This window comes from Flagellimonas meridianipacifica (genome assembly GCF_003001695.1).
In the GTDB taxonomy this organism is placed as follows: Bacteria; Bacteroidota; Bacteroidia; order Flavobacteriales; family Flavobacteriaceae; genus Flagellimonas; species Flagellimonas meridianipacifica.
In genome coordinates this window covers 41,916-64,971 of record NZ_PVYX01000001.1, presented here as the reverse complement: position 1 = coordinate 64,971, position 23,056 = coordinate 41,916, and the positions used below count along the sequence as shown (strand labels likewise).

Here is a 23,056-nt window from a genome sequence, read left to right as displayed (position 1 = left end):
AAATTACGAAACTTCATCAACCTTCTAAAGAAATTATGAAACATTAACGCCATTACTTTCAATTGTTTAACCTTCATAAAGGATGTTATTGTACTACGGAAACCCACTTCCCTTTGTTTCTTGCATAATAGGTGTTGTCATACATGGCCTCAACTTGTGACCCGGGCAGATAATAATCCCCCAAATAGGAAGCATTCAGTTTTACCGAGAACGTTTTTGACTTTTTTGCACCTAAATCAAAATAAAAATGGATTCGGTCATCACGAACATCAATATAATCCGCTTTATCGGAGTTGGTGCTTGAAGTACCTGCATAAGAGGTGTCCACAATTTCCCAGCCGCTAGGAACTATTTGGGTCAATGCGATATTGTCGATGTAGTCATTGCTTGAATTGAACACCGTGATTTTTGCTTCCATTTCAGTTCCTTGTCTTAACTGGGATACATCAATAGAATTTCCGGTAGCGTCCAAATAGGCAACAGACAATCTTAGGTTCCGTTGTTCTTCAAGTTCTTGACCAACAGGTAGTTTTCCGCTTTGTACAAGGGTTACATAAAGTGTATTGTTTTGGATGTTCTTTACTTCAATATTTGCACTAGCCGATGAAATGGTAAGCGGACGTTGGGCAATGGCCCTATCCGTCTTTACTTCTACTTCTTTTCCGTTATGGGTATAGGAAAGGTGAACTGCCTTACCTCCATTTTTGGTAACCATTTTGGCAATAGCAAGTAAGGAATACGCTGTCTCCTGAGTACTGTACCATCGTTGGGAAGATAGGTTTTTGGCCAGCGAAACCGCTAATTCCCTTTGTTGGGAATCATCCATGATCACCATGGTTTCCAAGGCCATAGCTCGGTTTCTAAACACCGAACCATAAGTTCTGTAATCGTAAGAGTTCGATACAAAGTTGATATTAGCTGTTTTGGCTAAGTCTTCCGAAACCTGTTTTTTGCCAGCTAGGGCATAGGCAGCGGCCAATCTCCACTTGGCTTCGTTACTCAAGTTCCTGGTTTCACGAAGACGGTTCATTGCAGCCAGTTCCGGTTGTTGAGCAAGAGCCAAAGTGTACAAACGATATGCCTGGTTCAAATCATCATTATAGGATGTTTGCTGGTTGCTCCATTGTCTGGCCCTTTGCTTTTGATAGCGTAACCAGTTGCTTAGGAAAGTCAGTGGCAGTTGATAGCCTTTTTGTTTGGCTTCCAACATAAAATGACCTGCATAGGAAGTACCCCAATCATCCGCATTGTGGTACCCTGGCCAATAGCCTAACCCGCCGTTCGATGTCTGAAAACTGCTTAGTCTTCTGATGGCAGCCTTGACGTTTTTTTCAATCTCTTTCTTGGTTTCGAAGGTGATGTCCAAAACATCGGACAAGAACAATTGAGGGAAGGCAGAGGAAGTGGTTTGTTCCACACAACCGTGGGGATAACGAACCAAATATTCCATACGCTTGGAAAAATCCATGGGTGGTAAGGTAGAAAACTCCAGAGTTGCTGAATTGGTCCCTGAAGTTCCAAAAACTTCCAATGGAATGGATTGCGCTTGGCTTCCGTTGATGGTGTACAATTGACTACGCGTGGTGATGGGATTAGGGTTTTCAACATCAATCTCGATTTCATCCGAGGCATTTTCACCTGCCCCAGTTGCACTTACTCTAATAGTTTGAAAGGATTGAGAGGGATTTACCTGAAAATCAAAGTTCACAATCTGTTCTCCTACGGCGTCAAAAGAAATGGTTTTTGAGGTTGGTCCCAAGGGCTCAAGAGCCTTGTCAGTTTCAACGGATACTTTTACATTTTTCACCTTTTTCTCCATAGCAAATACCGTAACCGGAATAGTCACTTTCTCGCCCGGAGACAGTTTTCTGGGCAATGAAGTTAATACCATCAGTGGTTTGCGAACAGGAGTGGTTTCTTCGGTTTTTCCATAGGCGCTATTTGCATCTCCCGCAATGAGCATGGTACGTACCGAGCCCACATAATTGGGCATATTGATGGTATGCGATGCTTTTTCACCAGGTTTTAGGGTAAAGGGCCCCAGATAGTTGACCACAGGCTTAAAACGCTGTGCTTTTCTGTTCTTTGCTCCATCAGCAAAACCACCTCCTCCTATCGCATATATATTGTCCACACTTATGGAGTAGGCTCCCATGACATCATCGAAAATATCAAAGGTTTTAACCCCTAAGGCTTGTCTGGCATAAAATGCACTATGAATATCTGGTGTTCGGAATCGTGTTAAATCCAAAAGGCCTTCATCCACAATGGCGAGAGAATAGGTCATCGCTTTGCGATTGGTTTCGGAAACCTTCACCTCAAATGATTTTTCCGGTTTTAGTACGGATGGCATTTCCAACTTGGGTTGTAAGTGTGTTGAGGGGTCTTCTACAGTTATGGGAACTACTCCATACAAACGAATGGGAAGGTCGTTTTTCACTTGTCCGTGAGGTTGCAACAAAGAAATATGGACGTAGACGTTTGGAGCCATTTCAGAGGTTATGGGAATTCGAGTCTGAGTCTCTTGCGCTGTAGTCTCAATCCATTGTTGGGATAAAACTTCCGTTCCGTTTTCAATGCTTAGGAGAGCACGACCTCCTCTATCGGAAGGAAACGTGACGACCGCTTCTTCGCCCAGGGTATACTTCTCTTTATCAGCAGAGAAGACCAGAATTTTGGAACTCTCCGTATCTCCAGATGCAGGTCTTTTCCACCAATTCCTATAGAAATAGGCGGTTCGACCTGTAGCATGACCGGAGTCCTCATCGATAACACGAATAAGGAACCTGCCTCCATCCTCATCAGGAACATTGATTTTAAAACTGCCCTTTCCGTCAGAACCAGTTCTGATGGTTTGTTCCTGGAAAGGTCTATGGACGGTGGCATTTTCATATCGTGATAGGTTATCATACCCACGGTTCCACCACCAACGCCATTCAATCTTAAAAATCTGAATTTTTAGTTTTCTATTTCCAGCGGTTTTGCCCGTTGGGTCTACGCTTACAACATCAAAAGAGGTGTTTTCATCCGTTAGGTAGGAACCGTAACGTTTAGCTTTGGGCGAACGCAATCCCACAAAATGGGAAAACGGGGCTAATTTTTTGGAAAACACATCAATGGAAAAATCGCCTCCTCCTTCAAATACCTTAGTTGTGAAAGTGGCTTGAAGCATCCCAGGCGCTCTTCCATTTGCACTTATTTTCTTATTGATATTCAACTGCCCTTCGCCATCCAACTGTGAAGAAATAAATTGCTCTTCAATATCTGAAAAGGTGCGAACCGGGTCTTGGAAATTATAAGCACCGAATTTTGGAAAAGCATTTGAAGCACTGCTAATTTTAGCGTTGATATCCACTTTTAGATTACGTGCCGGAGCACCATGCAACCATTGAACAGCTACCCTGCCAGTATTACGCTCATTGGCTTTCAACACTTCCTCGTCAAAGGAGATGTTCACCTTTAGGCGGTTGGGCTTTATGGTGGCAATCTTTAAACTTTTATTGTATTCTGCCCCACCTACTATGACCTTTGCATTCCACGTTCCGGTGGGGGCATCTGGTTTTGTAGGGATAGGGAAATAGTAAAAACTACCTTCTTTTTTAGCATATAGCCCATCTGCAACCGAAAAAGAACCAGTTTGGAGCGTATTTCGCTGTACCAATTTGCCGCGTGCGTCGCTTACTTCCAAGGTAACCGGATGGTCATCTGGTATAGGATTATCGGCATCATCCATAACAAAAGTCAAATGGACCGTATCGCCCGGGCGATGGACTCCCCTTTCGGTATAGATAAACCCTTGAAGCCCATTTTGAATACTCTCCCCAGAAACATCGAACTTACTCATGGAAAGGGAATTGCCATCAGCTAATTTGGCATAGGCATAGTTGTTGTCCTTTTGAGCAACTGCGAACGCTATGTTTTTCTCCCCATCGTAAATTCCAAAGCCAGAAGCGTCTGTCGTAATTTCTCCCAACAATTGTTGCTGGTAGTTGTATAATTTAATGGAGGTATTGGCTTCAGGCTTTGTTGATAGTAAATTGGTAGCTGCAAAATGGTACGATTTGTTGTTACCTTTCTTTACAATTAAGCCCAAATCACTTCCCAATAGGTTGGTAGTAGCAATTCTATTTTCGTTGTAATATGCCGAATGGCAGGGATTGTCACGTTCTTCCCAATTATAGTTATAGTTTCTCCAGTAATAGATTTCATTGTCCCAATACCGTTCTTCAAGACTTTCAGTGCTTTGGGAGGATTCAATATCGGTCAATACCTCTGGATTGTTCTCTGGGGACGCGTCCCCACAGTCGTAAGTGGTATGCTCTTTTTTGAAACTGAATTCAACCCTATATAAAGACCCTGGATTGATTTTTATGAGTTCGGAAAGATCAAGTGCGTGAGCTTTCCAATAACTGGTATTCTCCGTGCCGCTTTCTGAAAGAGGGATGACTTTATATGCCACTCTTCTACCAACGGCCCTAAGGTCTGGATTATAGTTTGAGGTCAGGTTGTTCCCTTGAAGAAATTGAAGCATGTTATCCTCGAACACTTGAATGACACGTACTTCTACAGCGGACAGATTTACAGTCTCAAAATAAATAGGCGTGGAAGTTGCATTAGGGAGAATGGTGCCTTTTGATATGAGTCGTACATTCGGCTTTAATTGTTCAAAGGAAACCAATTCCGAAAAGTTTTTCTTCAGTGTAAAACCGTACTCACTTTTTATACCTTCAAAAACCGTCACCCGGACTTCTCCCAAAATTCTGTTGGTAGGATAGACTTTTAACAGGTTACCATCAATCTCGTAGCGAAGGCTTTCTGCGTTTTCAACAGTTACCATACCGTTGAGGTTCTGGTTCTGTTGTAGAGGCTCTGAAAAATTGAGGGTAAGCGCTGCATTGGGAGCGGATGTTGTTTTGGCATCTACTACAACAAATTTGTTAAGACCTGGAACGGTAAATTTTTCTTCGCCAGAATTGTCGATACCCAAGTCTTTTCCATTCCAACGTATCTGCAGTTCAGAATCTTCGGTCTGTCTGGAAATACTATCTATTCTAAAACTGAAGTATCGCGCATTTGTATCGGTCTCTTCCCATTTGATATTGAGCTTTTTTTCTCCTTGTTGCACTTCAAGAACTGACTTGATTTTTGCAGCTTCCAACAAATCAGAAGCATTCAACGTCCCTGTAAGGTATTGCCATTCCTTGCTATAGGATTGTAAATTGCTCAAATTGATATTGAAATTTGGGGTTATGGTCTTAAAACTAAAAGTGTATTCCTTGAATTCACTTTCAATACCGTCAAAAAACTTATTCAAGGCAAGACTGACCACATATTCTGTATCGGGTTTTAAATTTTCAGAAGGGTGAAACATCAACTCCCGTCCGTTTTCAATAGTGAGTTGTCCTTCAATTTTAGGAGTAACGTCCAGGTATTCCCTAGGAAGTTCTTGAGTAAGTTCAAATTGGCCTAACTGTTGAGCCAATAAGATTGAAATGGGTGAGGAAATACTCTGAAGTCCATGAGTGTGAGAGCTGATATAATCTTTGAACTTAAATAAATTGTCTGTTTCTGAGTCAGGAACCTTTTTCTTACAGGAATACGAAATAATTAATAAAGTGCACAGGAGAATCTTTAGAAAACGAGACATATCTATGGTATTAAATACAGTTAAATTAGACCACAGACAAGATAGCTCAAAAAAGGATGTTGGGGTTCAGAGAGTTTGTGAATGGCTCGATAAGATTTACGAATGGTTTTTTCAATCCGGATGGAACCTTAGGAAATATTTATGATTTTACCATTCATATTATTAATAATTTCAGGACATTCTCAACCAAAAAAATGGACAATCATGTTACGAGCTTTCTTTTTTGTTTTTCTTTTGGCAAGTACGGTATGCCAAGCCCAAGAATCGGATTATCAATTGGTGGCCCAAACGGTAAACTATTATTTGGAAGGTGGTACTAACAACGATTACGAAACCTTAAAAAAGGCCTTTCATGAAACGGCAACCATGAAGTATATCACCAAAGATGGATATAAGGAGGTAAATGCCTTGGAATTCTTCTCAGGAATGGACGCTTCAAAACCTAAACAGAATAGAAAAACCCGAATTGCAGATATCACCATATCCGGTCACGCAGCCAATGCGAGATTGGAGATTGATTATCCGACTTTTACTTTTATCGACTACATGAACTTGTTGAAGATTGATGGGGAGTGGAAAGTGGTCAACAAAATATTTTACCGCAAAGCGGATTAAGATTTTTAGGGATTAGTTCAAGTTAACGATAAATGGTGATGTGGCTAGGTCTCGCTCTTCTCCATTGATTTGTACAGCTTCCAATATTGGAATTCCACTACAGCACTCTCCAGTTGGGCTGGGAGAGAATGTCTCCAAATTGAGGCCAATTGTAAAATCTCCACCTAGGTTTATGTCAAATTGAATAAAATCTGAATCAACTGAGGTCAGAGTTAACACTAAAACAATGTTTTCGTTTACCGTGTCGAAAAACAGCGAACTGATGATTTGATTATTGGTAACACCAGTCAAAGAAACATCGTCTATGATGTATGTATTATTAAGAAAAACATTTTCACCATCCAAAAGAATCTCAAGCCCTATTGAAGGCGGTCCTGCACATAAAACGGCGGCGCAGTCAACATCATCGTCAATGCAAGATTGAGAAAAAAACAGGAGAGCTATAAGAATAAAATGAAGGTTTCTTTGAACCATACCTGATGTTTTTTAACAAGATGGTTGCTTTTTGAATGGTTGCTTCTCAACTAGCTTTTTCATAATCGAATGTGAATCTTTACCATCCTCCAGAAGCGCCACCGCCTCCAAAGCCACCACCGCCGAAACCACCACCAAATCCACCGGAGCCAAATCCGCCCCGACCGAATCCCCCTCCAGATGAGCGGGAACTGCGCCCCATATTGCTCAGTATGATCATATCCCAAATATCCAGCCCAGAACCGCGACCACCCCGGTTATTACCCCCTCGGTTGTTTCGGTTTTTGCGGGAAAGTATGATAAGGATGATGAAAAAAATGATAAAGGGAAGTAGGGCCTTTAACGGGAAACCTTCACCATTTGAAAAACTGCGTTCTTCGTCAAATTCACCATTAAGTACCTGAAAAATAGCATCACTTCCTTTGTTTAGGCCACCAAAGTAATCCCCTTTTTTAAACTCGGGGATAATAACGGATTCAATGATGCGCTTGGACAATAAATCCGTAAGGGAACCTTCAACGCCGTATCCTGTATTGATTGCAATTCGCCGGTCGTCTTTGGCCAGTAGGATAAGAATTCCGTTGTCTTTCCCTGCTTGGCCAATACCCCACTTTTGTCCCCATTGCGCTCCTAAAAAGTTGATGTTTTCTCCTTCCGTGGAACCAATAATGGCCACTACAATTTGTGTGGATGTGCTATCAGAATATTGAATAAGCTTTCGTTCTAACGCAGATTTCTCCGAAGTCTGAAGGAGATTCACATAGTCATAAACACTGGTTTGTTTTTTGGGTTTTTCAGGTATTGTGAATTGCCCCCAAACTAGGGAGGTAGCAAATAAAAAGAAGACAAAAAGGCTAACCTTTGGAAATCTCATCGCTCAATTCGTTGATGTCTCCGTGTTCCCATGGAAAATGTGCCTCTAATTCCTTTCCGGCCCTAAGTACTCCTTCGATAATACCTTGCTTAAAATCTCCGTGCTTAAAGTGCGAAGAGATAACTTCCTTGGTACTTTCCCAAAATCCTTTAGGGACCGCCCTATCTATACCGCTATCTCCATAAATGACAAATTTTTTGTCTTCGACCGCCACATATATCAGCACGCCATTTTCGTCTTTGGTATTATCCATTTTCAAAAAATGGAAGACCTGCTGGGCTCTACTAAAATGGTCTATTTTCGCAGTGGATTCAATATGAACCCGGATTTCTCCAGAAGTATTTTTTTCAGCTTCTAGAATGGCATTGACTATTTCTTGTTCTTCTTCTGCTGAAAGAAATTTTTCGACTTGGGACATATTTAATCAAATTGAAAATCAACATCTGGCGCATCTTCCGCCCCTGGTTTGGAACTGAAGAGAGCAAGAGCCTCAAAATTTGCAATACTGGCAATAAAATTTGTTGGGATTTGTTGGATTTTAATGTTGTATTCCCCAGCCAAATCATTAAAACGATTTCGTTCTACATTGATTCTGTTCTCTGTACCTTCCAACTGGGATTGTAGTTCCAGGAAGTTTTGGTTGGCTTTCAAATCAGGATAGCGTTCCACGGTGACCAATAGTCTTGAAAGTGCGGAAGAGAGTCCGGTTTGTGCTTGCTGGAATTCAGCTAACTTTTCAGGGGTAAGGTTATTAATGTCTATAGTTGTACTGGTAGCTTTGGCCCGTGCTTCGATCACGTCGGTAAGAGTTCCTCTCTCAAAATCAGCTGCACCTTGTACAGTTTTGACCAGATTTCCGATTAAATCACTTCTACGTTGATACGAACTTTCCACATTGGCCCATTGTTTGGTCGCTTGGCCTTTCATATTAACCAGATTATTGTTGGTGTTTACATACCAGCTTACCAAGCCGAAAATGATAACTCCAATTACAATTAAGGGAATCAACCATTTTTTCATGTTTCTCTTTTTAAGTGTTTGTTATAGTTGTTGGATAAGTGTAAAGAAAGGGAGTTTTGTTACAACTATAGTTGTTCTTTAATCTTTAAAAGTTCTGCTTTGACTTTTTGTAGTTTTTGAATCACTTCGAACTTAGAAAGTGTCTTTTGCTTTTCTTCTTTTAGATGGATTTTGGCACCTTCGAGGGTAAATCCACGTTCTTTGACCAGATAGTAAATGAGCTGAAGATTTTTGATATCCTCTGGGGTGAACTTTCGGTTTCCCTTGGCATTTTTTTTAGGTTGAAGTACATCGAACTCCTTTTCCCAAAAACGGATAAGAGAAGTGTTGACACCAAATGCTTTGGCCACTTCACCAATACCGTAGTACCGTTTTTCAGGAAGGTCTATATGCATTAATCAAGTGATTGGTTCTCTTGGTTGGCAAACTTGAGCATGTTTTCAAACTCTTCCGCTGTCAAACTTCCATAATAGAAGTTAATAGGGTTGATGCGTTCACCATCTTTCCAAACTTCATAATGCAAGTGTGGAGCTTCGGAACGCCCAGTGTTGCCCACAAAACCAATCAAGTCTCCTCGTTTCACTTTTTGACCGACACTAACGTTGTACTTACTTAGGTGTGCATATAAAGTCATATAACCATACCCATGGTCTATCCGGATATGCTTTCCATACCCCGATGATCTATTGTCAGCTCGCGTCACTTTTCCATCGCCAGGAGCATAAATGGGCACGCCTCTCGGAGCTGTGAAATCCATTCCTCTATGCATCTTTCGGGCCTTTGTAAAAGGGTCGGAACGCCAACCAAAACCAGATGCCATTCGAGTTAGGTCTTCGTTTCGTACTGGCTGAATCGCAGGAATGGACGCCAATAGTTTTTCCTTTTCTTCAGCCAATTTTGCAATCTCATCCAAAGATTTGGATTGGATGACCATTTGTTTTTGGATAATATCCAGACGCTGTGTAGCGTTGGTGATAATTTCAGAATTATTGAAGCCTTCCAAAGACTTGTAGCGATTGATTCCCCCGAATCCGGCCCTTCTCTGTTCCTCAGGAATGGGATTTGCTTCAAAATAAAGGCGATATATATTGTTGTCGCGATCTTCAATATTGGCCAATACCTGCTCTATTTGCTCCATTTTACGATTAAGAATCTCGAATTGGAGTTCGTAGTTCTTTACTTCCCGCTCCAATGAAAGTTCCTTAGGTGTATTTAACCAACTGGTATTTAACAAAATGATAAGAGCTAAAAAACCAAAAAGTGCAGACCCTAGAATAAAGAATGTGAGATTTCGATATTTTCTCGACTTCTTGGGTTCTATCTTTCGATACGATAACGTATCGGGGTCGTAATAGTACTTAACTTTATGCATGATGGGAAATTATCCTATTTTTGCCCATTCTTTTTTATCAAAACAAACAAATATAAAGATTGTTTTGTACAAAGTGTTAAATTTAATAAAACCCTAGCAAAATCAATGACATCCCAAGAAGTTAGAGCCCAGTTTTTGAACTTTTTCAAAGGGAAGGAACACAAGATCGTCCCTTCAGCTCCTATGGTAATCAAAGATGACCCTACGCTGATGTTCACCAATGCCGGGATGAATCAGTTCAAAGAATTTTTCTTGGGAAATTCAGAGGCAAAGTCCAAAAGAGTGGCGGATACACAGAAGTGCCTTCGTGTAAGTGGTAAACATAATGATTTGGAAGAGGTGGGCAAGGACACTTATCATCATACCATGTTCGAGATGTTGGGCAATTGGAGCTTTGGGGATTACTTTAAGAAAGAAGCGATTGAATGGGCGTGGGAGTTGCTTACCGAAACCTATAAAATTGACAAAGACAGTCTTTATGTATCTGTTTTTGAAGGAAGTGATGATGCCGATAAGCTGGAAATGGATAAGGAGGCTTTTGAGTTGTGGAAAGGTATTGTGCCCGAGGAACGCATTATCATGGGGAACAAAAAGGACAATTTTTGGGAAATGGGCGACCAAGGCCCATGTGGTCCCTGTTCCGAAATACATGTAGATATTCGCTCAAAAGAGGAAAAGGAAAAAATACCTGGGGCTACCTTGGTCAACCAAGACCATCCGGAAGTAGTAGAGATTTGGAATTTGGTCTTTATGCAATACAATCGTAAGGCAGACGGCTCCTTGGAAAGTCTACCTGAAAAGCATGTGGATACGGGTATGGGCTTTGAACGCTTGTGCATGGTACTGCAAGGTGTGAAATCCAATTATGACACTGATGTATTCACTCCACTTATCCGAGAGATAGAAACCATAACAGGACATAAATATGGCAAAAACGAGGATGTGGATATTGCCATTCGAGTTGTAGCCGATCATGCCAGGGCGGTAAGTTTTGCCATTGCGGATGGGCAATTGCCTAGCAATAACGGTGCAGGGTATGTTATCCGTCGAATTCTACGTCGTGCCATTCGATATGGATTCACCTTTCTGGATACTTCCAAACCTTTTATGTACCAATTAGTAAAGGTTTTGGGTGAAACTATGGGCAAGTCTTTTCCAGAGTTGAAGGAACAGTACCAATTGATAGAAAACGTAATAAAGGAGGAGGAAAACTCCTTTCTTTCAACTTTGGAACAAGGGCTTGTGCTTTTGGATTCCATAATAGCTTCTTCAAAGGACAAGACGATTTCTGGAGGGAAGGCCTTTGAACTTTATGACACCTTTGGTTTCCCTATCGATTTAACCTCATTGATTCTCGAGGAAAAAGGACTTAAGCTGGATAAAGAAGGTTTTGACAAAGCCCTTCAAGAGCAAAAAGATCGCTCAAGGGCAGCTTCAGAGATTTCTAAGGAAGACTGGACGATTCTTACTTCGGATTCGGATCAGGAATTTATTGGATATGACAGTCTTGAAACCGAGGTCAAGATTGTTAAATATCGAAAAGTGAGTACCAAAAAAGATGGGGACCAATATCAATTGGTTTTTAATTTGACTCCTTTCTATGCCGAAGGAGGTGGCCAAGTTGGGGATAAAGGGTATTTGGAAGCTCCCAATGGTGATGTGACTTACATTATTGATACCAAGAGAGAGAACAATGAGATTGTTCATTTCTCGGAAACTTTGCCAAAAAGCATTTCAGAAACTTTCAAGGCCTCAGTAGATAAAAGACAGCGTTGGCGTACAGCCAGCAACCATACGGCAACCCATTTGTTGCACCAGGCGCTTCGGGAAGTTTTGGGTACACATGTGGAACAAAAGGGTTCTGCGGTACATTCCAAATATTTACGTTTTGATTTCTCTCATTTTTCGAAATTATCCGTCAAGGAACTTCGTGATGTGGAAAATTTTGTGAATGCTCGTATTGAAGGTCATTTACCCTTGGAAGAAAACAGAAATATTCCGATTAAGCAAGCCTTGGCCGACGGTGCTATGGCATTGTTTGGTGAGAAGTACGGAGATACGGTCCGAACCATACGCTTTGGACAATCCATTGAGTTATGTGGCGGCACTCATGTGGAAAACACAGCAGATATATGGCATTTTAAAATTGTTTCTGAAGGTGCCGTTGCTGCTGGTATCCGAAGAATCGAAGCGATTACCTCAGATGCAGTCAAAAAGTTTTATTTCGAGAATAACCGAATGCTCTATGAGATAAAGGACCTTCTGAACAATGCCCAGGACCCTGTAAAGGCGGTGCAGAATATTCAAGAAGAGAATACCGCTTTGCGCAAACAGGTGGAGCAACTCTCTAAAGACAAAGCAAAAGGACTGAAAAACGAACTTGTCGCTGAACTAAAGGACATCAATGGGATTCAGTTTTTGGCTAAAAAAGTGAACTTGGATGCTGCTGCCATTAAGGATATCAGCTTTGAGATGGGCGGGCAAATATCCAATCTGTTCCTTTTACTTGGAGCGGATAAGGATGGAAAAGCGCTATTATCCTGTTACATTTCCAAGGATTTGGTGTCCAATAAGGGACTGAATGCAGGCCAGATTGTTCGGGAACTTGGAAAATTCATTCAAGGAGGTGGTGGTGGACAACCCTTTTTTGCGACGGCTGGAGGGAAAAACCCTTCCGGTATTGAAGAAGCTTTTGAACATGCGAAGCGTCTGGTGGTAGAATAAAGGGCACCCATGCGATTCTTTAAATTGAGAACCATGAATTGGAAGTATATTGTAGGCGAAATTCTTTTAATTTTCGTGGGAATTAATCTTGCCATTTGGTTCAATGATTGGAATTCTTCCAAAACAATTCAAAAGGACAAAGAAATTGCTCTGACCAAAATAAAGGAGGAGGTTGAAAATAACCTTCAACAACTTTTGGAAAGTAGGGAACAAAACCAGAAAATCCCACTCTTTTACATGGAATTGGATAGCTTAAAGAACGAAGATGAGGAGTTGGTTCTTGGTCCGGAAGCCATGAAAAGTTTTGTTGGAAAGTATGAAAACTTCTTTACTGCGATAGACTCAGTACCCTCAGAAGATGGAAAGTACAAGTATGAGGGGGATACCTTTATCAATCTTGACATTACCGACTTGAGCAGCATAGCATGGGACATATCTAAATCCACTGGAATATTTCATGAATTTGGTTTTGATTGTCTTTATAGAATGCAGGGAATGTACAACACCCAGGAACTTGTTCAAACCGAACTTCGTAAAGCCACAGAAGCTCTTAGCAATAAATCGATTGACGATTTGGTGCGCATTTTATCCTTCATGAACCAATTAGAGGAACAGCTAGAGGAGCAATACAGAGCGATGATAGAGAATATCGATAACTGTAAATAGTTTCCGTAGAATGAAGTTACAGACATCGGTTCCACTTAGTAAAGCTCAAAACCCCATAGATTATGCTAGTACGGTCTTGTTGATTGGCTCCTGCTTCTCCGAAAACATTGGGAATAAGTTTTCCTATTACAAATTTCAAGTTGCCCAAAATCCTTTTGGAATCCTATTTCATCCACTGGCCATTGAAAATCTGATTACACGTGCCTTAAATAGTGAAAAGTATGATGCTTCGGACATTTTTGAGTTTCAGGAGCGCTGGCTAACTTTTGATGCGCATTCCAGTATGGCACGTCATTCTAGGGAAGACTTGATAAATACGTTGAACAATGCTCTCCTAAAAACAAAGACGCTACTTGAAAAAGCTTCACACGTGGTCATTACTCTAGGAACGGCTTGGGTATATCACCATGTAGGAAGAGATGTAGTAGTCGCCAATTGTCACAAAGTACCGCAAAAAGAATTTGAAAAGAAGCTATTGGGTATTGATGAAATTGTCGCTTCCTTACATCGTACTATACAGTTGATTCATTCCAAAGCCAAAAATGCAGAATGTATATTGACCATTTCTCCAGTACGCCATTTGAAAGATGGATTTGTGGAAAATCAATTGAGCAAGGCTCATTTGATTGCTGCAATACACCAGTTACAGAATGATAAGGTGACCTACTTTCCTTCCTATGAAATGGTAATGGATGAACTTCGGGATTATCGTTTTTATGATTCGGATATGGTACACCCTAATAAGTTGGCCATAGATTATATCTGGGAACGATTTAAAACCGTTTGGATTTCTGAAAAAGCTTATGATGTAATGGATGAGGTGGAGGCTATTCAAAAGGGACTTTCACACAAACCATTCAACTCTAATTCTGAAGCACATAAATCATTTGAAAAAAACCTTCAGGTAAAAATTGAGTATCTTCAGAAAAATTACCCCACTATAAATTTTGATACATGAAAAAAGTACTTGCTGGCGCTTTGATTGCACTGGCATCAGTATTTATATATAAGTCTTGCTCCGAGGACAATGAACAAACAAGGATTTTGAAGGAGAATTCCATGCTCATCGAAAAAGAGCTAAAGAATGTATCCAAGTTAATCGTATCGGAGGGCCATTTTTCAGAGGTATACAATTACAAAGACTCAAGGGAGTTGTTTGGAACTTGGCTTACTGCAGAAAAGAAAGCTTTGGTCGTAGTCAACGCGGAGGTGACCATAGGGTATGATTTAAGGCTATTGGAGTACGAACTGGATGATGAAAACAAAATACTGAAGCTAAAGACTTTGCCTCAGTCTGAAATCAAAATCAATCCTGATTTTGAATACTACGACGTACAGTCAGACTATTTCAACCAGTTCGGCGCGGAAGATTACAACGAAATAAAGGATACTGTTAAAGCCTCCCTTTTAAGAAAGGTTAAGGCTTCATCTCTAGTGTCCAACTCAGAGAATAGATTGTTGAGTGAACTATCTAGAATTTTTGCAATTACCCAATCCAGGGGGTGGACCTTGGTTTATGAGGGAGAAGAAGTTGAAGATGCCGATGTTTTACTTAACCTTGGAAAAACTGTTATCGACTAATTGAATACCATCATCAATAAGACGACCTACGGAAGGGTTTTCTAGTTTCACATTTTCCAGATGCTTCAGTATTTCCTTTTGAAGCTTCCCATTTTCTTTTTTCTTGGCCAGTTCATAGATTTCTACGGGCAAAAGCCAATCCAAGGGATGTTCTTCTTGCACCTCATCAAAAACTTTGCTCATCGAAACTGTGGTGTTTTTTCCTGTCCTCAAATCACGAATTCGCTGGTAGTAATCTTCAAGCTGAAGTCTTTTAGCATCTTTTTTAACCTTGATAGTGGTTTCTGTAAGTTCGTGGGTAATCAAATCGAAGCTTTTTAAATCTGCAGGACCATTGTAAGCTGAAACTATTTTTTGACCTACGGCCATATGGTAAAGTCCCCAATTGGGTAGAAAAAGTAAGGTGCCGTCGTGGGTAACCGTGCAATCCCTAAAAGTGATAAGAATAATTTTTCCCTGAAGATTTCGTGTACCGGTAACAATGGTACCCTCAACCTTGACTCCTCCTTCAAATTCCAAGGATATTTTTTCCCCTTCAAAAATGTTGTAGGCCCGTAAGTCCCTTGGCCCCATATCTTCAATCGCAAGATTGATACCTTTTAACTTACCTATTGGCGACCCAAATCCTTCTGGATGTTGCAAAGTGCTATGTCCTACTAATTCTTTTTCCCTGTACGCCAGAGCTGTTGGTCCCACTGTTCGGATGTAAATGGGTTCCCCTTTGTGCTCAATGACGCTATGGAATTGCCCAGAAATTTGAATCCCAGTACTCAATTCTACGCTGCCCAATGCTTTGGATTCAATGAGCTTTTGTGCTCCTGAAAGCCCTCCTGTTCTTAAGGCCATAGTATTGGCAAAATCTTCCAATACTTGACTTAAGTGCGCAAAGTTTGGTGTAACAAAAAGCTGAGGTTGTGGTTTGGTAATATCAAAAGGTATTTTGGTGGCCTCTATGGTGTACGGCAATTTGCTCACGTCATCTTTTAAACACCATTCACTTTCCCCAATGGAAGAAAGCAGTCCTGCCCCATAGATTTGCGGATTTTCCAAAGTTCCAATGAGTCCGTATTCAACCGTCCACCAATGTAAGTTTCGAATCAAAGCCATTTCACTTGGCTTGCCCATATTTTCTTGGAGGTATTCAATTTGCTTCTCCGCAGCGTTAATCTCTTCCTCGGGTGTTCCAGGTGCTTCTTTAATAATGGAAAGATGCCTTACCGCTTCATATAATTCGTAGTCCTTTGCACTGGAAATAGCTTTGCATCCAATTTCACCAAAACGTCTCAAATATTCCGCATACTCAGGATTTGCGATGATTGGAGCGTGTCCTGCCCCTTCGTGGATAATATCTGGTGCTGGAGTATACTCAATGTTTTCCAGTTGTCGAATATCGGAAGCAATGACAAGGACATTATAGGCCTGAAACTCCATAAAGGCTGAGGGAGGTATAAAGCCATCAACCGCAACGGCGGCCCACCCAATTTCCTTAAGGATACGATTCATGCCATACATATTTGGTATATCATCTATCGAGATGCCAGTCAAGTCCAAACCATTTACATAAGAACTGTGGGCCACTTTACTGAGATAGTCCACATTCTTCCGCATTACATATCGCCAAACCGCTTGGTCTATAGCAGAATATTGCTCGTAGTCCTGAGGTTTTATGAATTGCTTGAGATGCGTGGGAAGTTTGTCCAATATGGGATTTGACTCGTATGCCATCATTGAAAATTTGGTAGCCTTAAAAATACGAAATCCTTTGCGCTTTAGGGAAAGTTGTAATAAAAAACCGCCCTAAAAAGGGCGGTTAAAATTCTTTAGTTTGAGGCCAACTGCGAGGCCGTGGGATATTTTTCTAGGATTTCAGCAACAAACTGCTTAATTCTTTTTTCCTTTTTCTCAATGTTTTTGATGTTGTTAAGCGTGCCTACACCGCGACCTTGCCAAACCAATTCCCTTTTTCGGCTGTCAATAACATCAATATACAGGGAACCTTCGGTACGCGTGGAAACGTTTGGTCCAAAACCACCGCCCCAGCCAAAACCGGGACCGAAAAGCCAAGGATTGTAGAATCCTCCTCCCCATCCGAAACCACCCCATCCGAAGCCGCCCCAGCCAAATCCAAAGTTGTTGTTGTATACATCAACACGCTCGCGCTCTTTGGTAAATATGCTTACCAAAACATCCGGTTGTTTGGATTTTGCAAAGCCTCTAGCAGCCATCTCAGCATCAATTGCCTTTAAAATTCTTTTTTTGTCCAAATCTGAAATCTCAGCCTTGTCTATACCTGTTTTGTAGAATGCATAGGTCTTATACGTATTAAAATCCGCTTCCTTATCGTAGTCCGTAACTACTTTTACAGACGAGCAGGAAGCTAAAAAAACCAGAGCTAAAATGGGGAGTGTAAATTCTTTTAATCTTTTCATAGTACATTTTTTTGAGTTCATTGAATCCTTGTCTAAAACTTCACAAATATTATGCCGAAAAGTGAGCTAAATGGAGCGTTTGTTGGTTTTTTTGTCATATCCGTATGGGCAATGTCTACAACCACTCTCACAGCAATAGCCCCGCTTCAAATGATACTTTTCGGTGAACACCTTATATCCCTCTTCTGAAAGATAATAATCCCCTTCTTCCAAGGGAATCCACTTTTTCATAAAAAATTGCCATTAGTACCTTAAAAATAAGCCAATACCATGAAACCACCTAAAAAACTGAAATTCAGAACTGAATGTTGTTATTCACCGAAATTGTTAATGCTATTCATCGAATGTGCATACTTTCTCACTGTTTTAACAGTTATCTTTGACATAATCTGAATAAGGTTAATGTCGTGATTATTGTTTTTAAACACTTCTTTTACCGCAATTACGTTGGTCTGTCCCTTTGGCCCTTTATTATTCTTAAGGAAGGGGCCCTGAAAAAAGATGAGGTGCTCATTAATCACGAACGTATCCATTTGCGCCAACAAAGGGAACTTCTTATTGTACCGTTTTATCTTTTATATGTTGCTGAATGGATTTTACGGACCATATTATATCTGGACAGTTATAGGGCCTATCAAAACATCAGTTTTGAGCGAGAAGCTTATGCGAACGAGAAAAACCCAGAATACCTTTCCCATAGAAACGCCTTTAGTTTTTTGGATTATTTGGTTCGATAAATGAATCCATCTTCCATTCCCAATCAAGAAGTAGTGCTTCCAGAACTTATGGAAAAACAAATCCGTCTTTTTATAAAAAGAGAAGATGCGATCCACCCTTTTGTATCAGGAAACAAATACCGAAAGTTAAAATACAATCTCCAAGAAGCGATAAAAAAGGAATTTGACACACTGCTGACTTTCGGTGGAGCCTTTTCCAATCATATTGCTGCCACAGCTTTTGCAGGAAAGGAAGCAGGGCTAAAAACCATAGGGGTGATTAGGGGAGAAGAGTTGAAAAACAGCTGGAAGGAAAACCCTACTTTAAAGTTAGCCGATGAACACGGGATGAGATTGCATTTTGTGTCTCGGGAGTCATATCGCGAAAAAGGATCTCCTGATTTTGTGTCCGGGCTGAAAGAAACATTTGGCTCCTTTTATCTAATTCCTGAAGGCGGTACCAATACACTCGCGGTAAAGGGTTGCGAAGAGATTTTAGCCGAATCTGACAAACATTTTGATTTCATCTGTTGCTGTGTCGGTACAGGAGGTACCCTTGCAGGACTTATCAATGCGTCCCATTCCTATCAAACTGTTTTAGGTTTTCCAGCACTTAAAGGGGATTTTCTAAAAGAAGATATTTATACATTTGTACAGAAAGATAATTGGAAGTTGATAACCGATTATCATTTTGGAGGATATGCCAAAATCAACAAGGATTTGGTTGATTTCATCAATCAATTCAAGTTGAAAACTGGAATTCCCCTTGACCCGATTTATACGGGAAAGATGATGTTTGGAATCCTGGACCTTGTAAAAAAAGATTTTTTTAAATCGGGTTCCCAAATCTTGGCCATCCATAGTGGTGGCCTCCAAGGCATACTGGGCATGAATCTTGTATTGAAACAAAAAAACCTACCTGAGTTGGATATATGATAAGAAGAATCGGAGTTGTATTGATTTTTGGTCTTTTAGTTGCCAGTTGTGGTTCAAAGAAAAGAGTGGTGGCCAAAGAAGAAAAACCTGTGGTCCAAAACAGAAACCCCCGAAATCCCAATTCGGGTTTACCGAAAGATGGTCCCAAAGAATCAGAATTGTTCCCATTGCCGGAAAATCCCGGGCGGTTTGTAAAATTTCCCATCGCCAACACCCAGGAATACATTGAAACATTCAAGGAAATTGCACAGTACGAAATGCGTGCCTTTGGTATTCCTGCCAGCATAACTCTTGCACAGGGTATCTTGGAAAGTGGTTCTGGTCGAGGTGAACTTACTCGAAAAACTAACAATCATTTTGGAATTAAATGCCATACAGGTTGGGACGGGGAGTTTGATTTTCACGATGACGATGCCAAGGGAGAGTGCTTTCGCAAATATAACCATCCTATGTACTCGTTTAGGGACCACAGTATCTTTTTGTCAACGCGTTCGCGTTACAAGTTTTTGTTCAATTATAGGAGGGATGATTATAAGAAATGGGCCTATGGATTACGACAGGCGGGATATGCTACGGATAGAAAATATCCACAAAAGCTGATTGCACTTATAGAACGGTACGATTTGGACAGTTATGATGATGAAGTAGTTCGTGGAGGACTGGATGCGGTCAGGCAGCCCAAAGAATACGAGGTATTTACCCATAAAGTCCAAAAGGGAGATACGTTGTATGCCATTTCAAGAAGGTATTCCATTTCGGTAGATGATTTGAAGCGTCTAAACAACCTCAATAGCAATACAATATCCATAGGACAAGTACTCAATATTAGGAAAGAGAAATCCAAATGATTTATCAAAGAAGCAGCGCCTTGTTCGCTGAAGCCAAAAAATATATCCCAGGAGGGGTAAACTCTCCAGTTAGGGCATTTAAAGCGGTTGGAGGCGACCCAATTTTTGTAAAAGAGGCCAAAGGAGCTTATCTATATGATGAGGATGGTAATCAATTGATAGACTATATCTCGTCCTGGGGGCCATTGATTCTGGGTCATGCTTACGAACCAGTCATCAATGCAGTGATTGAAAAAGCCAAAAAAGGGACTTCTTTTGGAATGCCCACCGAAATTGAAACAGAACTCGCTCAATTGGCAGTTTCCATGGTTCCCAATATTGATAAAATTCGTTTTGTGAATAGTGGTACCGAAGCTTGTATGAGTGCCGTTCGTTTGGCAAGAGGGTATACTGGAAAAGACAAGATCATCAAATTTGCCGGATGCTATCATGGACACTCCGATGCCTTTTTGATTCAGGCAGGGAGCGGAGCGGTTACTTTTGGAAGTCCAAATAGTCCAGGCGTTACCCAAGGTACGGCAAAGGACACGCTTTTGGCGGATTACAACAATTTGGAAAGTGTTGATGCTTTGGTCAAAGCGAATCAAGGTGAGATTGCAGCTATCATTTTAGAACCTGTAGCGGGAAATATGGGTTGCATTATTCCCTCGAATGAGTTCATAAAGGGATTACGTGAACTGTGCACCAAAGAAGGTATTTTACTGCTTTTTGATGAGGTAATGACCGGATTTCGGTTAGCAAAAGGCGGGGCCCAAGAGGCGCTAGGTATAGATGCCGACATCGTGATGTTCGGAAAAGTGATAGGAGGTGGACTCCCCGTTGGTGCTTTCGCAGCGAAAGCGGAAATTATGTCCCATTTGGCTCCGGAAGGACCGGTGTATCAAGCTGGAACCCTAAGCGGAAATCCTTTAGCCATGAGTGCTGGATTGGCCATGCTTACCGAACTCAATAAAAAACCTGAAGTTTTCACCAGTCTGACAGAGAAAACAGAATATTTGCACAAAGGAATCGGGAATGCACTTTCAGAAAGAGGAATTGCACATCAAATCAACCGTTTTGGTAGTATGGTTTCGGTACATTTTTGTGAAGAACCGGTCGTCGATTTCGCATCATCTGCCAAAGGAAATAATGATAGCTTCAAAAAATACTTTCATGGAATGCTGAAACAGGGTGTGTATTTACCCCCATCGGCCTTTGAAAGCTATTTTCTAAATGATGCCCTTAGCTATTCCGATTTGGATAAGACCATCGAGGCCGTTCAGCATTGTGAGTTTTAGGTTTCTCAGTCGCTCTGCTTATTCGAAATGAAAAAGGTGATTGTCATTTCGAACGAAAGTGAGAAATCTCATCCTAAATTCTATGGACATATTGGTTTTTAGTACAAATCAATCTCAGAATTGGGATAAACTTTTAGAGACGCATCCATAACCTCAAGTTTTTTCGGAAAATCCGAATCTGCCTTTACTTCAATGACATAGTCAGTATCATCCAATTCAGTATGGGATAATTCATCATCGAATTCAACCTCCATTTTTGCTAAAGTTTCCTTTAACTTCTTTAGGTCTGTTTTCTTCGGTATAACAATAAGCCAATTCATAACTCAATTTCTTCTATGTTTCTTCTACATAGACTCCTGTAGGCACTGCCTGCATTAATAACCCCATGTCCCGTATCCGAATCCCAACCTGGACTACCCAAATTTATAGCTCCTTGTATTAAAACATCCTTTAAATCCTTTGGACTTAAATTAGGAAAAGAACTCAATAACAATGCGGCTACACCTGCAGCTACTGGGGTGGATGCCGAGGTTCCATTGTCATAGGGTTGAAAAGTTCCACCGGGTCTCTCGGGGCCAAAATTACCAAAGAAATGAGAATAAGCGGCTATATCCGGTTTTTCATTGAAAAAGCCTCCAGGTCCTTGAGATGAATACCCAATTCTTTCGTGTCTACTATTTACCGCGGCAACGGTGATTACTTCTTCTAAACTGTTGGAAGCATGTATTGAATTGCCTGGACCAATACCAGAAGGAAGGCAACTTCCTGAAGGACAATCCTGTCCACAATTGCCCGCTGCAAAAAACATATGTATCCCAGCGCTAATCAATTCCCGAACTTTTCTATGTACAGGATGATTTATATCCCAAACTTCATGTCTTGGCGAAAGTTGTCTATCAGGTTTTCCAACAAATCCGTAACTGTTATTGGTGATATGGGGGGTTCCATCAATTCTCCTTTGATTTAGAATGGCTTGGAACATGGCCATTACCCCTCCCGAATTTTGAACTCCTAAAAAGGGGTAGTCATAAATTTTACAAGCGGGGGCCGCCACAAGGACATCCGCAGCGCACATGGAACCATGGCTGGTTATCGGGGCATCTCCTGGTTGTCTGCTGGCTCCGGCCCTAGAAAACCCTCCAACCACCGGATAGACTTCGCCATTGACCCCTTCATCAACAATTCCTATGACGATATTTTGACCTCTAAATCCTTCACTCCAAATGGATTCAACGGAAAGAAGGGTGCGAATGTCATCAATTGGAACACCTTCCCTAAAAGGACGACAATCCAATCCAAGAGCTGAATTGGCAAGGTCTAAAATGTGTTCTGATGATTGTCTATTATCAAATAGCGTCAATGGAGAGTTTGGCCAGATTTTTACATCTTTCCGATTTTGAATTTCTTCATAGTGTTTATAATCAAATTGACAGGGGATTACCATTGAAGAAGATTCCATATCACTATTTGTGGTAGCGACCGAAAACTCGGATAGAGCCTTTGTATATGCCTTTCCCTCATACATGGGAATAGGTGCAAACTCGCCTGTAACCTCTATCCCCAGTCCGGACATATCGGTCAACATTTTTTCAGACTCTTTTACGCTTTCCGCTTCGGACTGACAATTAAGTTCAAATGTTTCAAATGAATTGGAGGTTTGCTGAGCTAGCTCTAATAGAGCTTTTACTTTGGCCATAGTAGTTTCATTTTTGGGGTTGATAATACTTAATCTGTTTTAGAACTAAATTTCATAAGGTTAACCTACTTATATTGATATAAAACATGGTTAAACTTCAGCTTTGTCGCAGTAAGGATGCAATTGTTATTTGCATCATCTGCAAAATCGTAAGGGTTTGGGCTAGTTGGTGAGAAGTTAC

The 23,056-nt window shown here is 40.9% G+C and carries 21 protein-coding genes; 9 read left to right on the top strand and 12 right to left on the bottom strand.

The window, feature by feature from the left end:
* Positions 1-85 precede the first annotated feature (85 nt).
* Positions 86-5,647, bottom strand: a complete 5,562-nt coding sequence (locus CLV81_RS00295; protein WP_106143089.1) for an alpha-2-macroglobulin family protein — start codon at positions 5,645-5,647, stop codon at positions 86-88.
* Positions 5,648-5,851: 204 nt separating this feature from the next.
* On the opposite strand from CLV81_RS00295, the gene CLV81_RS00290 reads away from it, so the two are divergent.
* The gene (locus CLV81_RS00290) at positions 5,852-6,262 is read left to right on the top strand and encodes a nuclear transport factor 2 family protein (protein ID WP_158259046.1); all 411 of its coding nucleotides are present in this window, start codon (positions 5,852-5,854) and stop codon (positions 6,260-6,262) included.
* 12 nt (positions 6,263-6,274) lie between these two features.
* Here the strand turns inward: CLV81_RS00290 and CLV81_RS00285 are convergent, their stop codons facing one another.
* The 6 genes from CLV81_RS00285 to CLV81_RS00260 all read right to left on the bottom strand — a co-directional run bounded on the left by CLV81_RS00285 (position 6,275) and on the right by CLV81_RS00260 (position 10,002).
* The gene (locus CLV81_RS00285) at positions 6,275-6,736 is read right to left on the bottom strand and encodes a hypothetical protein (RefSeq protein WP_106143087.1); all 462 of its coding nucleotides are present in this window, start codon (positions 6,734-6,736) and stop codon (positions 6,275-6,277) included.
* A 79-nt stretch (positions 6,737-6,815) separates the two neighbouring features.
* Entirely contained in the window at positions 6,816-7,610 is a 795-nt protein-coding gene (locus CLV81_RS00280) for a TPM domain-containing protein (protein WP_106143086.1), read from the bottom strand.
* The gene (locus CLV81_RS00275; RefSeq protein WP_106143085.1) at positions 7,591-8,028 is read right to left on the bottom strand and encodes a TPM domain-containing protein; all 438 of its coding nucleotides are present in this window, start codon (positions 8,026-8,028) and stop codon (positions 7,591-7,593) included. Before CLV81_RS00275 ends, CLV81_RS00280 begins: the two co-directional genes overlap by 20 nt.
* A 2-nt stretch (positions 8,029-8,030) precedes the next feature.
* On the bottom strand, positions 8,031-8,630 hold the full coding sequence (locus tag CLV81_RS00270; protein WP_106143084.1) for a LemA family protein: 600 nt from the start codon (positions 8,628-8,630) through the stop codon (positions 8,031-8,033).
* A gap of 65 nt (positions 8,631-8,695) precedes the next feature.
* Complete coding sequence (locus CLV81_RS00265; RefSeq protein ID WP_106143083.1) at positions 8,696-9,025, bottom strand: MerR family transcriptional regulator; 330 nt, start codon at positions 9,023-9,025, stop codon at positions 8,696-8,698.
* A complete protein-coding gene (locus CLV81_RS00260) occupies positions 9,025-10,002 on the bottom strand; it encodes a M23 family metallopeptidase (protein ID WP_106143082.1) in 978 nt (325 codons plus the stop codon). Before CLV81_RS00260 ends, CLV81_RS00265 begins: the two co-directional genes overlap by 1 nt.
* Positions 10,003-10,107: 105 nt before the next feature.
* Here CLV81_RS00260 and alaS point away from each other — a divergent pair, with 105 nt between their 5' ends.
* Genes alaS through CLV81_RS00240 form a run of 4 tightly spaced genes read left to right on the top strand, consistent with a single transcriptional unit; the run spans position 10,108 to position 14,973 of the window.
* A complete protein-coding gene (gene alaS, locus CLV81_RS00255) occupies positions 10,108-12,726 on the top strand; it encodes an alanine--tRNA ligase (RefSeq protein WP_106144833.1) in 2,619 nt (872 codons plus the stop codon).
* Positions 12,727-12,759: 33 nt separating this feature from the next.
* Complete coding sequence (locus CLV81_RS00250; protein WP_106143081.1) at positions 12,760-13,392, top strand: hypothetical protein; 633 nt, start codon at positions 12,760-12,762, stop codon at positions 13,390-13,392.
* A 10-nt stretch (positions 13,393-13,402) separates the two neighbouring features.
* Positions 13,403-14,350 (top strand): GSCFA domain-containing protein, encoded by a 948-nt coding sequence (locus CLV81_RS00245; RefSeq protein ID WP_106143080.1) that lies wholly within the window; start codon positions 13,403-13,405, stop codon positions 14,348-14,350.
* Positions 14,347-14,973 carry a DUF4230 domain-containing protein gene (locus tag CLV81_RS00240; protein ID WP_106143079.1) on the top strand — a complete coding sequence of 209 codons (627 nt, stop codon included), beginning with the start codon at positions 14,347-14,349 and terminating at the stop codon, positions 14,971-14,973. The genes CLV81_RS00245 and CLV81_RS00240 overlap by 4 nt, the downstream gene beginning before the upstream one ends.
* On the opposite strand, the gene CLV81_RS00235 is transcribed toward CLV81_RS00240, so the two are convergent.
* The 3 genes from CLV81_RS00235 to CLV81_RS20485 all read right to left on the bottom strand — a co-directional run bounded on the left by CLV81_RS00235 (position 14,941) and on the right by CLV81_RS20485 (position 17,633).
* Complete coding sequence (locus CLV81_RS00235) at positions 14,941-16,698, bottom strand: aromatic amino acid hydroxylase (protein ID WP_106144832.1); 1,758 nt, start codon at positions 16,696-16,698, stop codon at positions 14,941-14,943. The two genes, CLV81_RS00240 and CLV81_RS00235, sit on opposite strands and share 33 nt — an antisense overlap.
* A gap of 95 nt (positions 16,699-16,793) precedes the next feature.
* Positions 16,794-17,402, bottom strand: a complete 609-nt coding sequence (locus CLV81_RS00230) for a DUF4136 domain-containing protein (RefSeq protein WP_106144831.1) — start codon at positions 17,400-17,402, stop codon at positions 16,794-16,796.
* A gap of 66 nt (positions 17,403-17,468) precedes the next feature.
* A complete protein-coding gene (locus tag CLV81_RS20485; RefSeq protein WP_158259045.1) occupies positions 17,469-17,633 on the bottom strand; it encodes a DUF5522 domain-containing protein in 165 nt (54 codons plus the stop codon).
* A 176-nt stretch (positions 17,634-17,809) separates the two neighbouring features.
* Between CLV81_RS20485 and CLV81_RS00225 the strand changes: the two genes are divergently transcribed.
* From CLV81_RS00225 to hemL, 4 genes are read left to right on the top strand one after another with little or no spacing between them, the layout of a single operon-like run.
* Positions 17,810-18,139, top strand: coding sequence for a hypothetical protein (locus CLV81_RS00225; RefSeq protein WP_106143078.1), 330 nt, complete (start codon positions 17,810-17,812; stop codon positions 18,137-18,139).
* The gene (locus tag CLV81_RS00220; protein WP_106143077.1) at positions 18,140-19,054 is read left to right on the top strand and encodes a 1-aminocyclopropane-1-carboxylate deaminase/D-cysteine desulfhydrase; all 915 of its coding nucleotides are present in this window, start codon (positions 18,140-18,142) and stop codon (positions 19,052-19,054) included.
* Positions 19,051-19,902, top strand: a complete 852-nt coding sequence (locus CLV81_RS00215) for a glucosaminidase domain-containing protein (protein WP_106143076.1) — start codon at positions 19,051-19,053, stop codon at positions 19,900-19,902. The genes CLV81_RS00220 and CLV81_RS00215 overlap by 4 nt, the downstream gene beginning before the upstream one ends.
* Positions 19,899-21,179, top strand: coding sequence for a glutamate-1-semialdehyde 2,1-aminomutase (gene hemL, locus CLV81_RS00210; RefSeq protein ID WP_106143075.1), 1,281 nt, complete (start codon positions 19,899-19,901; stop codon positions 21,177-21,179). The genes CLV81_RS00215 and hemL overlap by 4 nt, the downstream gene beginning before the upstream one ends.
* A 98-nt stretch (positions 21,180-21,277) precedes the next feature.
* Here the strand turns inward: hemL and CLV81_RS00205 are convergent, their stop codons facing one another.
* Positions 21,278-21,499, bottom strand: a complete 222-nt coding sequence (locus tag CLV81_RS00205; RefSeq protein WP_106143074.1) for a hypothetical protein — start codon at positions 21,497-21,499, stop codon at positions 21,278-21,280.
* Positions 21,496-22,875: a S8 family peptidase gene (locus CLV81_RS00200; protein WP_106143073.1), complete on the bottom strand. Its 1,380-nt coding sequence runs from the start codon at positions 22,873-22,875 to the stop codon at positions 21,496-21,498. Before CLV81_RS00200 ends, CLV81_RS00205 begins: the two co-directional genes overlap by 4 nt.
* Positions 22,876-23,056 lie beyond the last annotated feature (181 nt).

Excerpts from the sequence above, each read along its gene's own strand:
- CLV81_RS00295 (WP_106143089.1), bottom strand. The coding sequence starts at position 5,647 with ATGTCTCGTTTTCTAAAGATTCTCCTGTGCACTTTATTAATTATTTCG.
- CLV81_RS00290 (WP_158259046.1), top strand. The coding sequence starts at position 5,852 with ATGTTACGAGCTTTCTTTTTTGTTTTTCTTTTGGCAAGTACGGTATGC.
- CLV81_RS00285 (WP_106143087.1), bottom strand. The coding sequence starts at position 6,736 with ATGGTTCAAAGAAACCTTCATTTTATTCTTATAGCTCTCCTGTTTTTT.
- CLV81_RS00280 (WP_106143086.1), bottom strand. The coding sequence starts at position 7,610 with ATGAGATTTCCAAAGGTTAGCCTTTTTGTCTTCTTTTTATTTGCTACC.
- CLV81_RS00275 (WP_106143085.1), bottom strand. The coding sequence starts at position 8,028 with ATGTCCCAAGTCGAAAAATTTCTTTCAGCAGAAGAAGAACAAGAAATA.
- CLV81_RS00270 (WP_106143084.1), bottom strand. The coding sequence starts at position 8,630 with ATGAAAAAATGGTTGATTCCCTTAATTGTAATTGGAGTTATCATTTTC.
- CLV81_RS00265 (WP_106143083.1), bottom strand. The coding sequence starts at position 9,025 with ATGCATATAGACCTTCCTGAAAAACGGTACTACGGTATTGGTGAAGTG.
- CLV81_RS00260 (WP_106143082.1), bottom strand. The coding sequence starts at position 10,002 with ATGCATAAAGTTAAGTACTATTACGACCCCGATACGTTATCGTATCGA.
- alaS (WP_106144833.1), top strand. The coding sequence starts at position 10,108 with ATGACATCCCAAGAAGTTAGAGCCCAGTTTTTGAACTTTTTCAAAGGG.
- CLV81_RS00250 (WP_106143081.1), top strand. The coding sequence starts at position 12,760 with ATGAATTGGAAGTATATTGTAGGCGAAATTCTTTTAATTTTCGTGGGA.
- CLV81_RS00245 (WP_106143080.1), top strand. The coding sequence starts at position 13,403 with ATGAAGTTACAGACATCGGTTCCACTTAGTAAAGCTCAAAACCCCATA.
- CLV81_RS00240 (WP_106143079.1), top strand. The coding sequence starts at position 14,347 with ATGAAAAAAGTACTTGCTGGCGCTTTGATTGCACTGGCATCAGTATTT.
- CLV81_RS00235 (WP_106144832.1), bottom strand. The coding sequence starts at position 16,698 with ATGGCATACGAGTCAAATCCCATATTGGACAAACTTCCCACGCATCTC.
- CLV81_RS00230 (WP_106144831.1), bottom strand. The coding sequence starts at position 17,402 with ATGAAAAGATTAAAAGAATTTACACTCCCCATTTTAGCTCTGGTTTTT.
- CLV81_RS20485 (WP_158259045.1), bottom strand. The coding sequence starts at position 17,633 with ATGAAAAAGTGGATTCCCTTGGAAGAAGGGGATTATTATCTTTCAGAA.
- CLV81_RS00220 (WP_106143077.1), top strand. The coding sequence starts at position 18,140 with ATGAATCCATCTTCCATTCCCAATCAAGAAGTAGTGCTTCCAGAACTT.
- CLV81_RS00215 (WP_106143076.1), top strand. The coding sequence starts at position 19,051 with ATGATAAGAAGAATCGGAGTTGTATTGATTTTTGGTCTTTTAGTTGCC.
- hemL (WP_106143075.1), top strand. The coding sequence starts at position 19,899 with ATGATTTATCAAAGAAGCAGCGCCTTGTTCGCTGAAGCCAAAAAATAT.
- CLV81_RS00205 (WP_106143074.1), bottom strand. The coding sequence starts at position 21,499 with ATGAATTGGCTTATTGTTATACCGAAGAAAACAGACCTAAAGAAGTTA.
- CLV81_RS00200 (WP_106143073.1), bottom strand. The coding sequence starts at position 22,875 with ATGGCCAAAGTAAAAGCTCTATTAGAGCTAGCTCAGCAAACCTCCAAT.